Source organism: Vibrio sp. A11 (assembly GCF_013048705.1).
Taxonomy (GTDB): Bacteria; Pseudomonadota; Gammaproteobacteria; order Enterobacterales; family Vibrionaceae; genus Vibrio; species Vibrio metschnikovii.
Genome location: NZ_VHSI01000007.1, coordinates 23,280 through 38,642, shown reverse-complemented (window position 1 = coordinate 38,642; position 15,363 = coordinate 23,280). Strand labels below are relative to the sequence as shown.

Annotated in this window: 14 protein-coding genes and 2 tRNA genes; 7 read left to right on the top strand and 9 right to left on the bottom strand. The window is 44.4% G+C overall.

The window, feature by feature from the left end; all coding sequences use genetic code 11:
• Positions 1–292 precede the first annotated feature (292 nt).
• Both FKQ60_RS08965 and FKQ60_RS08960 read left to right on the top strand, forming a co-directional pair.
• Positions 293–379, top strand: a tRNA-Leu gene (locus tag FKQ60_RS08965).
• Positions 380–405: 26 nt separating this feature from the next.
• Positions 406–479, top strand: a tRNA-Cys gene (locus FKQ60_RS08960).
• A 179-nt stretch (positions 480–658) separates the two neighbouring features.
• Here the strand turns inward: FKQ60_RS08960 and FKQ60_RS08955 are convergent.
• Entirely contained in the window at positions 659–2,239 is a 1,581-nt protein-coding gene (locus FKQ60_RS08955; RefSeq protein WP_004396690.1) for a BCCT family transporter, read from the bottom strand.
• A gap of 328 nt (positions 2,240–2,567) precedes the next feature.
• Between FKQ60_RS08955 and FKQ60_RS08950 the strand changes: the two genes are divergently transcribed.
• Positions 2,568–3,041, top strand: coding sequence for an NYN domain-containing protein (locus tag FKQ60_RS08950; RefSeq protein WP_170906325.1), 474 nt, complete (start codon positions 2,568–2,570; stop codon positions 3,039–3,041).
• Here the strand turns inward: FKQ60_RS08950 and FKQ60_RS08945 are convergent.
• The 3 genes from FKQ60_RS08945 to trxC form a co-directional block, all read right to left on the bottom strand.
• Positions 3,030–3,221, bottom strand: a complete 192-nt coding sequence (locus FKQ60_RS08945) for a DUF2986 domain-containing protein (RefSeq protein WP_004396688.1) — start codon at positions 3,219–3,221, stop codon at positions 3,030–3,032. The genes FKQ60_RS08950 and FKQ60_RS08945 overlap by 12 nt on opposite strands.
• Before the next feature lie 102 nt (positions 3,222–3,323).
• A complete protein-coding gene (locus FKQ60_RS08940; RefSeq protein WP_115152604.1) occupies positions 3,324–4,478 on the bottom strand; it encodes an MFS transporter in 1,155 nt (384 codons plus the stop codon).
• Positions 4,479–4,671: 193 nt separating this feature from the next.
• A complete protein-coding gene (trxC, locus tag FKQ60_RS08935) occupies positions 4,672–5,106 on the bottom strand; it encodes a thioredoxin TrxC (protein WP_170906324.1) in 435 nt (144 codons plus the stop codon).
• Between the two features lie 186 nt (positions 5,107–5,292).
• Here trxC and FKQ60_RS08930 point away from each other — a divergent pair, with 186 nt between their 5' ends.
• A complete protein-coding gene (locus FKQ60_RS08930; RefSeq protein ID WP_170906323.1) occupies positions 5,293–6,384 on the top strand; it encodes a ketoacyl-ACP synthase III in 1,092 nt (363 codons plus the stop codon).
• Between the two features lie 91 nt (positions 6,385–6,475).
• Here FKQ60_RS08930 and glpC read toward each other — a convergent pair whose 3' ends face one another.
• From glpC to glpA, 3 genes are read right to left on the bottom strand one after another with little or no spacing between them, the layout of a single operon-like run.
• On the bottom strand, positions 6,476–7,702 hold the full coding sequence (glpC, locus tag FKQ60_RS08925) for an anaerobic glycerol-3-phosphate dehydrogenase subunit GlpC (RefSeq protein ID WP_170906322.1): 1,227 nt from the start codon (positions 7,700–7,702) through the stop codon (positions 6,476–6,478).
• Positions 7,699–9,012 (bottom strand): glycerol-3-phosphate dehydrogenase subunit GlpB, encoded by a 1,314-nt coding sequence (gene glpB, locus FKQ60_RS08920; protein ID WP_154171207.1) that lies wholly within the window; start codon positions 9,010–9,012, stop codon positions 7,699–7,701. Before glpB ends, glpC begins: the two co-directional genes overlap by 4 nt.
• Positions 9,009–10,658, bottom strand: coding sequence for an anaerobic glycerol-3-phosphate dehydrogenase subunit A (gene glpA / locus FKQ60_RS08915; protein ID WP_158137429.1), 1,650 nt, complete (start codon positions 10,656–10,658; stop codon positions 9,009–9,011). Before glpA ends, glpB begins: the two co-directional genes overlap by 4 nt.
• 660 nt (positions 10,659–11,318) lie before the next feature.
• On the opposite strand from glpA, the gene FKQ60_RS08910 reads away from it, so the two are divergent.
• Both FKQ60_RS08910 and glpK read left to right on the top strand, forming a co-directional pair.
• Complete coding sequence (locus FKQ60_RS08910; protein ID WP_004396682.1) at positions 11,319–12,173, top strand: MIP/aquaporin family protein; 855 nt, start codon at positions 11,319–11,321, stop codon at positions 12,171–12,173.
• A gap of 50 nt (positions 12,174–12,223) precedes the next feature.
• On the top strand, positions 12,224–13,744 hold the full coding sequence (gene glpK / locus FKQ60_RS08905) for a glycerol kinase GlpK (protein ID WP_004396681.1): 1,521 nt from the start codon (positions 12,224–12,226) through the stop codon (positions 13,742–13,744).
• Between the two features lie 103 nt (positions 13,745–13,847).
• Here the strand turns inward: glpK and FKQ60_RS08900 are convergent, their stop codons facing one another.
• Entirely contained in the window at positions 13,848–14,099 is a 252-nt protein-coding gene (locus FKQ60_RS08900) for a YgjV family protein (protein ID WP_170906321.1), read from the bottom strand.
• 323 nt (positions 14,100–14,422) lie between these two features.
• On the bottom strand, positions 14,423–14,752 hold the full coding sequence (locus FKQ60_RS08895) for a DUF496 family protein (protein ID WP_004396679.1): 330 nt from the start codon (positions 14,750–14,752) through the stop codon (positions 14,423–14,425).
• Positions 14,753–15,142: 390 nt separating this feature from the next.
• On the opposite strand from FKQ60_RS08895, the gene FKQ60_RS08890 reads away from it, so the two are divergent.
• On the top strand, positions 15,143–15,346 hold the full coding sequence (locus FKQ60_RS08890) for a hypothetical protein (protein ID WP_040905109.1): 204 nt from the start codon (positions 15,143–15,145) through the stop codon (positions 15,344–15,346).
• The last annotated feature ends 17 nt before the right edge of the window (positions 15,347–15,363 follow it).

Below are 15,363 nucleotides of genomic sequence, written 5' to 3'. Positions count from 1 at the left end.
ACATTGAGGCTGCAATGCTGAGGGGTGAGATGATGTGGTTGGCCCCATCATCATCAAGTAATGCAGAAATCTTACTTTTATTTTAAAGCATCAATCTAGAGAATAAAGCCTACTCGGTGTTTGAACTTTGTTCGGTTCGGTTGTCTATTATACTGCCTGGTTCATTTATTGATCACTTGATTGATAAATCACATTTTTTTATTGACCTTGCTGAGGAATACGGTAAAGTACGCCTCGTTCTCAGGGCAAAGCCCGAAAGAGCAGATGGTGTTGCCATACCGCAATTTGCGTTGCCCTGGTGGTGAAATTGGTAGACACAAGGGATTTAAAATCCCTCGACTTTCGAGTCGTGCCGGTTCAAGTCCGGCCCGGGGCACCATCAGCCAAAATAGAAACTGATACAAAGGCGCGTTGGCAGAGTGGCCATGCAGCGGATTGCAAATCCGTGAACCTCGGTTCGACTCCGGGACGCGCCTCCATATTTTTAAGTAACCAGCCTAGATGCTGGTTTTTTTGTCTCCGTTGTTTCTAATTTTTCATTTATATCGCCGCGATATTGATCTCTCTATTTAACTTAATGATATTGAGTGCGGATATTCCAATTAGAAAAAAGCCAGCCCATTAATCGTGGCTGGCTTTTTTATTTTGATCAGATGGATTAAGAGTAAAGTGCTTGCTCGGTTCTTAATCCTTTGATTAAGCTTACACACATCAGTAGCAATACAAAGCTAAAAGGCAGAGCTGTGGCGACGACGCCGGATTGCAGCGCTTGTAGCGCCTCTGAACCCCCAACCCAAAGTAGTACGGCAGCAATTGAACCACCAACCGTTGCCCAGAATATACGTTGTAATACCGGAGCATCTACTTTTCCTCCTGCGGTAATACTATCGATGACCAGAGAACCAGAATCGGCTGAAGTAATGAAAAAGATCAGGATCAGTACGATCGAGATCAGCGATAAGGCGTTACCGAGCGGTAATTGCTCGTAGACATGGAATAATGTTAACGAAATATCGGTTAATCCATGTGTGCCTAGCTCTCCGATTTGGTTAGAGACCTGCTCTAAAGCGATCCCACCAAACACTGACATCCAAACGATGATCAGTAAGGTTGGAATAAATACCACCGCAAGAATAAATTCACGCACCGTCCTGCCTCGTGATACCCGCGCAATAAACATGCCGACAAAAGGTGACCATGATATCCACCAAGCCCAGTAGAAGACCGTCCAACCATGCATCCAGATTTCATCATCACGACCATGGGGATTACTTAGGGGAAGAATGTTTTTTACGTAAGCCATGAAGGTCGCAGGAATCGATTGTAGCGTGGTATTAAAGCTAACACTGATAATAAAAATCAATAAAGCGAGAGCAAAAGCCATATTGATATTACTCAATACTTTAACGCCGCCGTTGATACCACGTACCACCGAGATGATGGCAATCAAGGTCACAAAGACAATCACGGCAAATTGCATCCCGATCCCACCTTGGGTACCAAACACGTAGTTAATACCACTTGTGGCTTGCTGAGCGCCTAAGCCTAATGAAGTCGCTAAACCAAATAAAGTGGCTAATACGGCCATAATATCAATAATATGACCGAGCCAGCCCCATGCACGGTCACCAAAAATAGGATAAAACACGGAACGAATGGAGAGTGGGAGGCCTTTATTAAAAGAGAAAAAACCTAATGCTAAGGCGACAATCGCATAAATCGCCCATCCGTGAATCCCCCAGTGAAATAGCGTTGCACCCATCGCAAGAGATTTTGCTTCTGGTGTATAAGCCTCGACATTAAAGGGCGTTCCCCACCAATTGGTATAATAAGCGGTTGGCTCAGCGACACTCCAAAATAATAAACCGATGCCCATGCCTGCAGCAAAAAGCATCGATAGCCACGATATTCTGGAATGATCAGGGGTTGCGTCTCGTCCACCAAGGCGAATTTTACCTAAAGGGGAGATCATTAATCCCATAGCAAAGAGCAGGAAGAAATTGGTTATCCACATGAAATAGGCATCAAAATGTTGAATAATGCCATTTTTAAGTGTGTCGAGTGCAGATTTGGCTATCTCCGGACCGACCCAGATGATGGAGATAAGAAACAGTAGAATGAATCCGGCACTAATACCGAAGACAGGATTATGAACATCAAATCCCCATTTTTGTACATTGTCTCTACCGACATGGTAATCGGTCGTTTCAATGCTGTATTTGTTAAAAGCGTTTTGCATACGATGACTCAACAAGTGCTTCGCATTCGTCACTCGTCTACGTGTAGACAAGTGATGAATACGTCAAAAGGTAAATAAATGATTAGAGTACAAATCATTTTTCGATGCAGATAATAGCGACAATTTTGTTTTAAAGTCAAATTTATAAATTTTTATGCTGTTTAAAATACTAAAATAGTTGCTTATTTTATGTGAGTGAACATTGTTCGCTGTGGTAAAGTTTGCATCATCGGTGGACGAAGTGCGATTGTTGATAGTCCGCTCTCGTATTTCCGAAAACGCCAAGTCATTGGGGCTATGTTGAATTTGATAAAATAAGCAGGATGAGATGGAAAAAATTGCCATTTTGGTTGATGTACAAAACGTTTATTACACCTGTCGAGAGCGATACGGGCGTCACTTTAATTATAACCAGTTCTGGCAACAAGTGACTCAAGGCCGTCACGTATTTAAAGCGAACGCTTATGCGATTTCCAGTAAAGAGCCTCAACAACGGCAATTTCATCATATTTTACGCGGTGTAGGTTTTGAAGTGATGCTAAAGCCTTTTATTCAACGTAGTGATGGCAGTGCGAAAGGAGATTGGGATGTGGGAATTGCGCTTGATGCCTATGAGCTAGCTCAGCAAGTCGATACGGTCGTTTTAGTGTCTGGTGATGGCGATTTTGAACCTTTAGTAGAACGTATTCAGCAGCGCTTTCAGGTTAAGGTTGAGGTTTATGGTGTACCAAGACTGACGGCACAAAGTTTAATTGATGTCGCCAGTCAATTTGTTCCGATAGAGCAAGCTTTATTGCTGTAATCCGTTATCCGCCTGCTGTTCAGCATCGGTAGTTACGGTTTCTAAAGCGGCTTGTTCTGCTTCTAATTTGGCGCGCTCCGCTTTAGAAATATAACGAGGTTTATTGGTGCCATGTAGCTTGGCGTTTTTCTTTTTAAGATGCTTTTGTAGTGTTTGATTAATTTTCTTTTTACGGTTCATGCTTCTGTGCTCGATGACGATCAATTTAGGGCCAAGTGGCCCTAAAGCCGCGCAGCATACTGGTTTTTAAGGGCGAACTCAATCAAGTTTATTGCGTGTTGTTTATTCTCCAGCTACCCATTGACGTTTGGTTTTCACGCTGGCCAGCAGCATGTACAAACAAGTGATCAATAACGTCACAAAAAGATAACCAAGTAAGCTTTGATTGGTGTAGATAAACCAATCAGCGATAACGGGCCCTAATACAGAGCCGATACTGTAGCTAAACAGCATCACTTGAGTGGCTGAGACAATGTAATGGGCATCTAATTTATCGCAGCCTAAATTAATCGCAATCGGGTAGAGAGCAAACGTTGCCATACCGAGCACAAACAAACTGATCGCGAGAAGCGTAACGCTACTGTCTAATAATGGTAATACCGCCGCAGAAGCGCCTAATAAACAAAAGAAAGCCATTAATAAGGTTCTGCCAAGATGCTTAGATAGCCAAGGAACAATCGGTTGTACGACCATCGCGCCCAGAATAATTAATGCCATTAAGCTGCCGATTTCTGAGTGACTAATGCCACGTTGTGTCAACTCTATTGGCATCAGTCCATAAATAGCGCCCAATATCAGCCCTGAAACTAAACAGCCAATGATGGCAGCATGACTTAATTTGGTCATTTGTTTCCAAGACAGACTTTGTCCTGCTTCGGTAGACGGTTGATCAGATTGACCAAAGATTAAAATCACCGTTGCGAAGCATAATAAGGAGCCAATCGCAATAAATGGGATTAAGCCATTAACGCCTAAGTATCCAATCCCTAATTGTCCCATCGCTGTACCGCCATAGAGCGATACCATGTAAATACCTAATCGTTTTGCGCGGCCACTTTCATTACCATGCAGTAACCACGACTCAACTACAACGAATACCCCCGCAACGGCAATACCAGCGATAAAACGTGCACCAAGCCAAGTTAGACTATTGGCAAAAACGGGCAAAATCACGATAGACGTTAATAGCACTAATAGACAGCCAATAAAAGTATTGCGATGCCCGAAGCGATTGACTAACTGCTCCATAAACAGCGCGCCGAGCAATAAACCGGCATAAAACACACTGGCTAGCCAACTGGCTAAAGAGAGTTCCAACCCATAATGTGGCAGCATGAGTGGGATGACACTCATCAAATATCCTGAAGCGACGGCATACAGTGTGAGCGCAATAACCGGTACTGAAATACGATGAACGGGAGAAGTAATCATGTCCATAGTTATCGCCTCGAATTAAGAATAGGACTGGGTTTCGCGGCGAATATGGGACTTAAAAATAGAAAGGTAAAACGAAAAATAATGCTCATGACGATAAAATAAATTTATCAAGTCATAAGCTATGATTAAGCGTAGTAAAGTTGGCATAATCGGCGGTGAAATGCCAACTTTAAATGTTATTTTACGGGATAATTTATTTGGTTAATGCTTGGTTTAGCCATTGTTCAAACTGACTTTTTGGTAACGCACCATTGAGAACATCGACTCTTTTGCCTTGTTTAAAGACCATCAGGGTGGGAATGCTACGAATCTGATATTTTCCTGCCAACGCCTGTTGAGCTTCAGTGTCGATTTTTATAAATCTCACTTGCCCTTGACGTTCGACGGCTACGTCATGAAAAATGGGGGCAAAACCGACACAAGGATTACACCAAGGAGTCCAAAAGTCGATGACGACCGGTTGTTCACTGGCTAATAGCGCTTCTAGATTATCCGCTGTACCTTCAATCGGAGCCCCATCAAGCAGTGCGGCTTGGCATTTTCCACAGCGCGGGCTTTCAGAAACTCGGGCTGTTGGGATACGATTAAGCCCATGGCAAGCTGGGCAGCGAGTGGTGAACGTTGACATGGTTTCCTCTTTTAGTTTTGTTGCTTTGCCGATCAGCGCTTAACGTGATTAGGCAAATCAGCGTATACTAGTCGTTTTGTTAGGTGAATGCGCTTAACATCGCCAATAATAAATGAATGCCTATCTCCTTGCTATTTGATCAATCTTACCAGTAGCAAGAGCATAACAACGAAAAGCAGGATTATAATGACTCAATATTATGCTGAAATTACCGGTTGGGGTAAATGTTTGCCACCGGCCACGCTCTCAAATGATGATTTAAGCACCTTTTTAGAGACTAATGATGAGTGGATCCGCACTCGCACTGGGATTGAATCTCGCCGCATTAGCCACGTGAATACCTCAGAGTTAGCTACCGTAGCGGCTCAACACGCGATTGCTTGTGCCGGGATTGACGCTCAAGAGATTGACTTGATTATTGTTGCCACTTGTTCGCCCGATTCTCTCATTCCTAATATCGCTTCAAAAATCCAGCAGAACTTAGCAATAGATAGCGCAGCCGCTTTTGATCTTAATGCCGCTTGTACCGGGTTTATCTACAGTTTAGAAACCGCCACTCGCTTGATGCAGGCTGGCCGTTATCAACATGCTTTAGTGATTGGCGCAGAAAGACTGTCTTTTTATATTGACTGGACCAAACGCGATACCGCCGTTTTATTTGGTGATGGTGCCGGTGCGGTAGTGTTGAGTCGTACAGAGCAACCGGTTGGGTTACAAGAAGCCAAAATTGGTTGTGATGCTCAAGGGCGTGATATTTTGGCGGTGCCGAAGTTTGGTAGCTCAATGGATCGCTTTGCTGCCGACAATGGTTATTGGGTATTTGATTTCGTTGGTAAAGAAATCTTTAAAAGAGCCGTTAAAGGCATGGGCGCGGCGGCGGCGCAAGTGTTAACCACCAGTGGTTTAGCTCAGCAAGACGTGGATGTGGTCATCCCACACCAAGCCAATATCCGTATCATTCAAACGTTATGTGATTTATCGGGTATTAGCCAAGATAAAGCGTTTATTAATATTCAGAAATACGGCAATACGTCGGCGGCAACGGTGCCGATTGCCCTGTGTGAAGCATTGGAACAAGGTAAGATTCAACCCAATAATAACGTGTTACTCGCCGCGTTTGGTGCAGGATTAACTTGGGGCGCTGGCCATATTAAATGGGGCTCACGGGTAACGCCTCTGGGCAGTAGTGATGCACAATTACCATCCTGTGAGCAAAGCGCACTGCAATTGCTAGAAAAAGCGATTGAACATTGTCAGCAGCGGCCACTATCTCAATAGCCGCTGAGCAGCAACGGTAAATCTGTTCGGTGTCCGTGGATTAGCGTCATCGTTGATAGCCAGCGTCAATGGATACGCTGGCTATCGTGTTTTAGGCTAACGCCATTGCCAGCAGTGTGATCGGGTGAATGCTTTCGGCGGTGGTGTTTTCTTCTATCTGCCATTTACAGGTTTCACAGTCGGTCACCGCGAAATCTGCCTTGGCGGTGTTGATCGACTCAAATAGGTGTGAGCCGATCTTCATTGACACATCGTAGTTTTCCGCTTTAAAGCCATAAGTGCCCGCTAAACCACAACACTCACTGTCTAAAACCACCAGCTCTAAACCTGGGATCATTTTCAGAAGTTCAATAGTAAAAATAACATTACCACTGCGCTCCAAATGACAAGGAGTGTGATAAACCACTTTGAGGTCAACGGGCTTCATCTTCGGCGCATTGCCACTCATAAACTCTTTGAGTAGAAAACGCGTGACATACTCAATGCTTGCCACCACTTGGCTATTATCAACGCCTAACACATGCGGATACTCTTGTTGCAGAGTAAAAGAGCAGGTCGATGAGGTTGAGAGTACCTTAGTCTGTCTCTCCAAGACGGCCGTTTCTAAGCTTTTGACATTCAGTAGAGCATTACTGCGCGCTTTATCGTGAAAGCCATTGGCAATCAAAGGTACGCCGCAGCATTTTTCTTTATCCAACAAGCTGACGCCGATGTTCATCGCGTTCATTACCCGAACAAAGTCTTTCCCTAACTGAGGATGATTGTAATTGACATAGCAACCATGAAAGTAACTGACTTGGCGGTTATAGCTGGCTTGCTGCTGTTTTTGTTGTTTGAACCAACGGCGAAAGGTGCCATGAGAATATTTCGGTAGGGCTTTGTGATCATGCACACCGATGGTTTTGTGCATGATTTTTTTGACCAGAGGTAGCGAGGTGGCAAAATTGACGACTGGTGCAAAAGGCGTAGCGAGGGAGCCAAATAAATCGGTATGACTGAGCACATAATCACGCATTAACTTCGGATTGAATGGCTTTTTACCATACTTGCCTCGTGCCACGGCAATCAGGTCGCCAATCCGCACGCCAGAAGGGCAAGCGGTTTCACAGCGCTTACAGTTAGTGCACAGTTTTAGTAAGTCATCGTAGTATTCCGCGCTTTTGATCCGCAAACGCTCGCCATCTGGGCCGCATTGTTTTGGCCCAGGGTACAGTGGATTCGCTTTAGCAACGGGGCAGTACACGGTACACACGGTACATTTGATACATTGATCAAATGAGGTGTTTTTCGGTGCATTGGCAATAAAGGAATGATTCATACCAGAGCCTCCTGAGTTGAAGCTTGCGCTTGCCATTGAGCGATAATTTGTGACGTAGCATGATAAGCAGTTGCAATCGCGACGCCACCACCACAACCTTCAAACACCGGATCATAACCTGCGAGCATAGAGCCGCAGCAATAGAGGTTATGGATAGTCTCACCTTGACGGCTAGGGTTTAATGAGGCGGTCGTTGTGACGCCAAATGTCATAAAAGGGTGAGAGCACTTAGCAAAAAAGTCATGATTACGCCATTGTGCCCGCTCTTGAGCACTTTCAACGTCGAGTTGGAAAATAGGCTCACTGATCCCCTGATGATTAGCGGCTAAGCCCTGACTAAAATAACTTCCTGTCGCCATGAGAAAATGATCAGCATAAAGCGCCATATCGGTCAGGTTTTTGGTGTATATCGCGTTCAATCGATGGTGATTAAACTCGCCTTTGGTGACTTTATCGCCTTTTAAATGTATACCACCAAGGGATAAGAAAGCACGACTGAGCGACTCCTCAATCCGGATCCCCATCAAAGAAGGTGGCATGGTCGGAACTTCATGCAAGGACAATCCAGTAGTGGCGTGTAATTTATCGAGTAGGTGCAATCCGTCACCGTTACCCATGATCGCTGGGAGAATTACCAAATCATCACCGGTGGCTACTTGCGTTAATTGATCACAAAACGCTTGCCATGCCGAAGGTTTTTTAAGCAACCTTGCAATATCAATTGAGCGCAGTTCATGAGGATTATGGCGCAGTTCAGCAAAACCAGGAATCGAGATCGAAACAATGGTACTGGCAATGGTCGAAAATTCAGGTAAATAACGTAAGTTATCTTGTAGCATCGGCGGTTGAAAATCGCGGTAACCTTCGATGGACACCAACACAAGCCGTTTAAAATCGCACTGTTTTTTATGTTGATATACATAAGGCTGCGAAAGCCAAGTCGCTTTAAGCGTTCCCATTGAGGTGATCCGCTGATGATTACTGTGATCGGCTTGATGACTTAATGGCATCCCATGTTGCTGAAGAGTATGTTGAAACCACAGTAATCCTTGCTGGCTGATCGCTGCTCCAACCTTACTGTAAGGATGTTCCGGAGCTTGTTGAGCGAGCTGTTGGATTGCTTGAAAAGGAAACTCAACGGCGCTACCGCAGGGTAGTTTACCTAAGACATCAATCGAACCTGATGAAAAATGCAGCGCGCTTTGTCCTTGGCTGATCAGTGCGGTTTTTAAGCCTGCTTGTAAGCAGCGGATCCCTGCACTATAACCTGCAATCCCAGCGCCGATAATGATCACGTCATACTTCATCATAGCGTTTCCTCCTGGCTCGATTGAATAGAAGGATGAGGAAGATCGCTGGCACCCAATAATCCTTCATAGATCCAATAACTAAATTCTGCCTCGCGCAGTGCATCTCCCCAGAAAATCGGTTTAATGCCTTTCCAGCGCTCTTCTAAAAATTCCACCAACAGTTGGCTTGATTGTTGACCAGAGACACCGCCATAGTCTTGAAATAAACTAGCGGCTCGGTAACTGCATAATTCACCTTGGCATGGCCCCATGCCAAGGCGTGTGCGGCGGCGTAAATCGACGAGATTATTAACATCTAACTGCTTAATCGCGTATTCAATCTCACCCGCGGTGACCATTTCGCATTCACAGATGATGGCTTGGCTTTTACTGTCTGCCGATAAAAACTGCTCAGCTCGCTCACCGTGACGATAAAGCGCCGATTCATAGACGGGTTTTGCTAAGCTGGCGGTTTTTTTGACCGGCTTTTCGGCTTGATTTGAACCAGGAAGAGGGCGGGTATGGGTAGAGCATGCCACCGTATTGCCCAATTTTTTGGCAACCATATCGGTGGCCCATTCGGCCATTAATCGATAGGTCATCAATTTGCCGCCAGTAATGGTGGTTAGCCCTTTCAGGCCATCGCGTTCTTGGTGGTCTAACAATACAATCCCGCGGCTGATATTGCGTCCACTACCATCATCATCGACCGCCACTAACGGTCTTACCCCTGCGTAGGCACGTAATACCCGAGTGTTGGCCATGATCGGAGCCAATTTCGCTCCTTCAGAGAGCAAAATATCTACTTCTTTCTCGCTGACGTGTAGATTGTCAATCTGGTCGTAGTCAATGTGTTCGGAGGTCGTGCCAATCAAAGAAATGGTATCACCGGGGACTAAAATATCGGCATCGGAAGGTTTACGACAGCGATTAATCACTAGGTTATTGATGCGATAGTCGAGAATGAGTAGCGATCCTTTGGCTGGGAACATCTTGATATTCAGATCAGCATACTCACAGATATTTTGTCCCCAAATTCCAGCCGCATTGATCACTTGCTTAGCAACAATATTAAATTGACGATGAGTACTGAGCTGCAGGCAGTGAACGCCGAGTACAGTATCACCTTGGCGAATAAGACCAGTAACTATGGTGCGGTTAAGGATCTGTGCACCATGCTCTTTGGCATCAAGTACATTAGCGGCACATAATCGAAAAGGGTCTAAGGTACCATCGGGAACTTGTACGGCGCCAATTAAAGCAGGGTTAACATTCGGTTCAAGACGCAGCGCCTCTTTAGCGCTGAGTTGTTTGGTGGCAATGCCCGCCGAGTGGCAAGCATTAATAAAGGTTTCTTGAAACGTAATATCATCTTCGGGCAGTGTGATGAACAGGCCTTCCGTTGCTTCCACACAGTGCTTAGCAATCTGTTTTAAAATTAGGTTCTCTTGGATACACTCTTTAGCAGATTCATGATCAGTGACGGCGTAACGAGCGCCAGAATGGAGTAGGCCGTGGTTTCTTCCGGTTGTACCTGAGGCGATATCGTCTTTTTCAACCAGAATGCATCGAATACCACGCAAAGCGCAATCACGCATAATCCCGGTTCCCGTCGCTCCGCCACCGATGATCACCACATCGGTTTCGATGGTTTGCTTCGTTGTCATGCTCATGACCCCTGCCTTAATTCTATTTACAATAAACTTACCATTAGTGTGCCATTTTAAGTTGAATATGTTCGATAGATTGCTCACAAAAGTTCGAACGAAAGATTTTTGGTGAGTGGTTATCGTCATGTTGCTTATAGATAGCAAATGGATAAACAAAATAGATGGGATTAGATGATTTTTATTTACTTATTGTTCACATGAGTTTTCGGCAGGCAAGCAAAGCAATATAACGAATGTAAACGCAAATTTTTGAATACGAGCGAATAAAAAGTGCCATTGTTCTTGATGTTAACTGTCGCTCTCTGCTCTACTATTCATCAGTTTTGAGCTTTTATTTTGATATATCGCCGACGTTTATATTAATTTTTTTCGGATATTTAGTTGTAAATATGTTGTTCATCGTTCTTATGATATTCATCTCACCACGTGAGCGATGGTCGCTAAGAACGACGATTTCTAACCATAATGGCGAGGTTTTCTGAGATCAAAATATGGCTCTAATTAACAAAAATTACTCTTATTGATTACAAAATTGTGTTCGAACGCTCATTTGTGAGGTTTTTTCATTTTCGAAGTGATCTTTTTGTGCGAGATTTTGCCCCGTATCACCCTGTGACGGTGTGCAATAACGGTGTAAACGGAAAAGGACACTTACTTATGGCTCGAACAAAACAACAGACTCTTTTAGGAGAGTGTATCGCAGAGTTTATCGGCACAGGATTGCTGATATTTTTTGGCGTAGGCTGTGTCGCTGCGCTAGTACTGACTGGAGCTCAATTTGGTCAGTGGGAAATTAGTATTATCTGGGGACTTGGGGTCGCCATTGCTATTTATTGTACCGCAGGTGTTTCTGGTGCACACATTAATCCAGCGGTAACCATCGCTTTAGCTGCGTTTCATGGTTTTGATAAAGCGAAAGTGTTGCCCTACATTATCGCACAACTGCTCGGTGCATTCTGCTCTGCGGCGCTCGTTTACGGCTTGTACAGCAACCTTTTTGTCGATTATGAAATCGCCCACAATTTTGTCCGTAGCAGTGAAGCTGGTTTAGCCACCGCAGGGATTTTCTCGACCTATTCTCATCCTTCTCTTTCTTTTCTAGGAGCGATATCGGTTGAATTTGTGATCACCGCCGTGCTGATGTTTGTCATTCTCGCACTCGGTGATGAGAATAATGGTGCGCATCGCAACGCGATGAACCCGCTATTAATTGGTATTTTGATTGCGGTGATTGGTGGCTCGCTTGGCCCACTAACTGGCTTTGCAATGAACCCAGCTCGTGATTTTGGACCTAAATTATTTGCTTATTTTGCTGGTTGGGATTATGCCCTAACGGGTGCGAAAGAGATCCCATACTTTATTGTGCCGATTATTGCGCCGATTGCTGGAGCTTGTTTTGGTGCTTGGGCTTACCCTAAATTTATTGCCGCTTATCTACCAACAGAAGGGACGGGTTGCACCATACCTAATCAATGCGATGTAGTCGAAGATAACGAACAAGCACATGTTTAACGTGCATAATTTATTAACCCATTTATTAGAACGTGAATAAGGAATAGACCATGACTGAGCAAAAATATGTGGTTGCATTGGATCAAGGTACAACCAGCTCAAGGGCAGTCGTGCTTGACCATGATGCCAATATCGTCAGTGTTTCTCAGCGTGAATTTACTCAGATTTATCCACAAGCGGGCTGGGTAGAGCATGACCCAATGGAAATTTACGCAACCCAAAGCTCGACATTGATCGAGGTGCTTGGTAAATCAGGCATCCGTAGTGATGAAATTGCTGCCATTGGTATTACTAACCAGCGTGAAACGACGATTGTTTGGAACAAAGAAACGGGCAAACCAGTTTACAATGCGATTGTGTGGCAATGTCGCCGCACCGCTGAAATTTGTGAGCAACTAAAATTGCGTGAAGGGTTGGAAGCGTATGTGCGTGAGAACACCGGCTTATTGCTTGACCCTTACTTTTCAGGCACCAAGGTCAAATGGATTTTAGATAATGTCCCAGGGGCTCGTGAAGACGCACAAGCGGGTAAACTCCTGTTTGGTACCGTAGATACATGGTTAGTCTGGAAGATGACTCAAGGCCGTGTTCACGTCACAGATTACACCAATGCTTCTCGGACTATGCTGTTTAATATCAACAACTTACACTGGGATGAGAAGATTCTTAAAGAGTTTGATATTCCATTAAGCATGATGCCAGAAGTGAAATCTTCTTCAGAAGTGTACGGCCAAACCAACATCGGTGGTAAAGGCGGAACCCGTATCCCTATCGCGGGGATTGCCGGCGATCAACAGGCGGCGCTTTACGGCCAAATGTGTGTCGAAGCGGGACAAGCAAAAAACACCTATGGTACGGGCTGCTTTTTGTTGATGAATACTGGCAAAGAAAAAGTGACTTCAAAAAATGGTCTTTTGACGACGTTAGCCTGTGGACCGAAAGGTGAACCAAGTTATGCGCTCGAAGGCGCAGTATTCATGGGGGGCGCATCGATTCAGTGGTTACGCGATGAACTAAAATTAATTTCCGACGCTCACGATTCAGAATACTTTGCCACTAAAGTCGATACTGCTAATGGCGTTTATGTGGTTCCTGCCTTTACTGGGCTAGGTGCGCCATACTGGGATGCTTATGCTCGCGGTACTATTGTCGGTTTAACGCGTGGTGTGAATTCGAACCATATCATTCGTGCGACATTAGAAAGTATTGCTTATCAGACCCGAGATGTTTTGGATGCGATGCAAGCAGATTCAGGGATTAAGCTAGCGGCACTGCGCGTTGATGGCGGAGCTGTCGCCAATAACTTCTTAATGCAGTTCCAATCTGATGTGTTGGATACTGAAGTTCATCGTCCAAAAGTGACCGAGGTGACGGCGTTGGGTGCGGCTTATTTAGCCGGTATCGCGGTTGGTTTCTGGGATAGTTTGGATGAGCTGAAAAATAAAGCAGAAATTGATCGCTCCTTTATGCCACATCACGATGAAGAAAAACGTCAACGTCGTTATAAAGGTTGGAAACGTGCGGTGAAGTGCGCTCAATCATGGGCGGCTGAGCATCACGAAGAGGATTAAATCGATATTGCTGATGGATAAACTAGCCTAAAACTAGTGAAGATAAACCACGCGTCCAGAGTCTGTTATTTTTCGACGCGTGGTTTTTTATTGGTTACAGAGTTTAAGCGGCGTTCTGTACGCCGTCACTCTTTTTTGCTTGTTGCATCCGAGCTAAAAAGTAGACATTAACACAAGCGATGAAGGCGTTGGTTGCGACCACTGGCCAAGCATCGATCATCAGTCCATAGCCGACAAATAAGCTACAACCAATAAAGTTAAGTACGCGAAGTTTTACGATGTCTTTCATCGTTAGGGAAATAGCCACCATGATAGAGGCTGCATAGCCCATAATATCAACCATATTCATATCCATTATTTGTGTGATCCTCTTGCCGTTGGCCCAAGCCGGGTCAGTCGCGCTACGCTGATTTTCACGATGAAAAATGAACAACGCTTTACCGATAATGGCTGGATTAATTTAACTAACTCAAACTATAGCAATGGTGAATGTGTGATAACACCCTCAAAAATAGCTTCGGAGAGGGTTAGCGATTACGCAAACGATTAATGCTAATAATAGTTTTGTTATTACATATTTTGTTGATTATTGAATTGATGACAAAAGAAAGTCCGCTTGATAGCGGACTTGCATCGCGGCGAATAAATCTCATGTTTATTCAGCTTGCTCATATAAAATCAATTACTTTTTTTAGCGCCACCTTGAGTCATGAGCTTATCTTGTTCCGTTAACTCACGGATTCGGCGGCTAATATCACGACGCTCTTTAGAAATTTCAGCACTTTTAATGATGTGATCATCGACGCGATCTTCGTAGTCAGACTTCATGTTTTTCACAATCTCAATGATCTCTTCTTGAGTCATATCCGGTTTGATGTAATCGACTAAGTTTTCAAGTAAATCGACACGTTTACGGTTATCGCGAACCTTTTTCTCGTTATCGAGTAGTTCACGCTTTAGTTTGTTCTTACGACGAGCCAAGCTCACAATTTCAAATACGCTATTCATAGATCCCTTTCCTATAATGAGTGCCACTATCTACCCAAGTGATATCAAGACGCTAAATTCAGCGTGGTACGAATGCGTTGCCTCTTGAGGTAACGTGGGCAGAGAAATTAAAACACATTGCAAAGGCGCATAACAGACCTAAGATCAAACCTCCCTCGGTATTGACTAAGAAATCACCAATAAATGGCCAGGGTGTAGATTTTATTGTATAGGGGCTTGTATTGTTTGCTTGAAATACGTTATACCCTTCCTACTTAAAGCGGTAACCAGCGGTATTTGCTCGGTTTCATGGATTCTCTCAGCGTATGGGGATAGAGTACGCCTATTGCTCTCGCTGGTCTCCGTTATTGAGTTACTTATCTTTGCCTTAACGTATAACAGGACAATACTTTGCCACTCAGTTTTTCAGACATTGTCATTCCTAAACCACCTGCGTCACACCATGAAAGCAAAGCACATCAACAGCTTCGCCAAGCTTATCTTCATGAAAGAGAACAGTTATTAGCCAGTGAGATTGAGTTAAACCGCTCGAAGGTGATCGTGATTGATGAGCAAGGAAGAGTCATACGATTGAGTTTGATGCTTGAACACTAATTGACTGTACAAGGTAC

Bases quoted from the DNA above. Each gene is read 5' to 3' on its own strand.
- glpC (WP_170906322.1), bottom strand. From the start codon at position 7,702: ATGAATCATTCCTTTATTGCCAATGCACCGAAAAACACCTCATTTGAT.
- FKQ60_RS08950 (WP_170906325.1), top strand. From the start codon at position 2,568: ATGGAAAAAATTGCCATTTTGGTTGATGTACAAAACGTTTATTACACC.
- FKQ60_RS08930 (WP_170906323.1), top strand. From the start codon at position 5,293: ATGACTCAATATTATGCTGAAATTACCGGTTGGGGTAAATGTTTGCCA.
- glpK (WP_004396681.1), top strand. From the start codon at position 12,224: ATGACTGAGCAAAAATATGTGGTTGCATTGGATCAAGGTACAACCAGC.
- glpA (WP_158137429.1), bottom strand. From the start codon at position 10,658: ATGACAACGAAGCAAACCATCGAAACCGATGTGGTGATCATCGGTGGC.
- glpB (WP_154171207.1), bottom strand. From the start codon at position 9,012: ATGATGAAGTATGACGTGATCATTATCGGCGCTGGGATTGCAGGTTAT.
- FKQ60_RS08945 (WP_004396688.1), bottom strand. From the start codon at position 3,221: ATGAACCGTAAAAAGAAAATTAATCAAACACTACAAAAGCATCTTAAA.
- FKQ60_RS08910 (WP_004396682.1), top strand. From the start codon at position 11,319: ATGGCTCGAACAAAACAACAGACTCTTTTAGGAGAGTGTATCGCAGAG.
- FKQ60_RS08895 (WP_004396679.1), bottom strand. From the start codon at position 14,752: ATGAATAGCGTATTTGAAATTGTGAGCTTGGCTCGTCGTAAGAACAAA.
- FKQ60_RS08940 (WP_115152604.1), bottom strand. From the start codon at position 4,478: ATGGACATGATTACTTCTCCCGTTCATCGTATTTCAGTACCGGTTATT.
- trxC (WP_170906324.1), bottom strand. From the start codon at position 5,106: ATGTCAACGTTCACCACTCGCTGCCCAGCTTGCCATGGGCTTAATCGT.
- FKQ60_RS08955 (WP_004396690.1), bottom strand. From the start codon at position 2,239: ATGCAAAACGCTTTTAACAAATACAGCATTGAAACGACCGATTACCAT.
- FKQ60_RS08900 (WP_170906321.1), bottom strand. From the start codon at position 14,099: ATGGATATGAATATGGTTGATATTATGGGCTATGCAGCCTCTATCATG.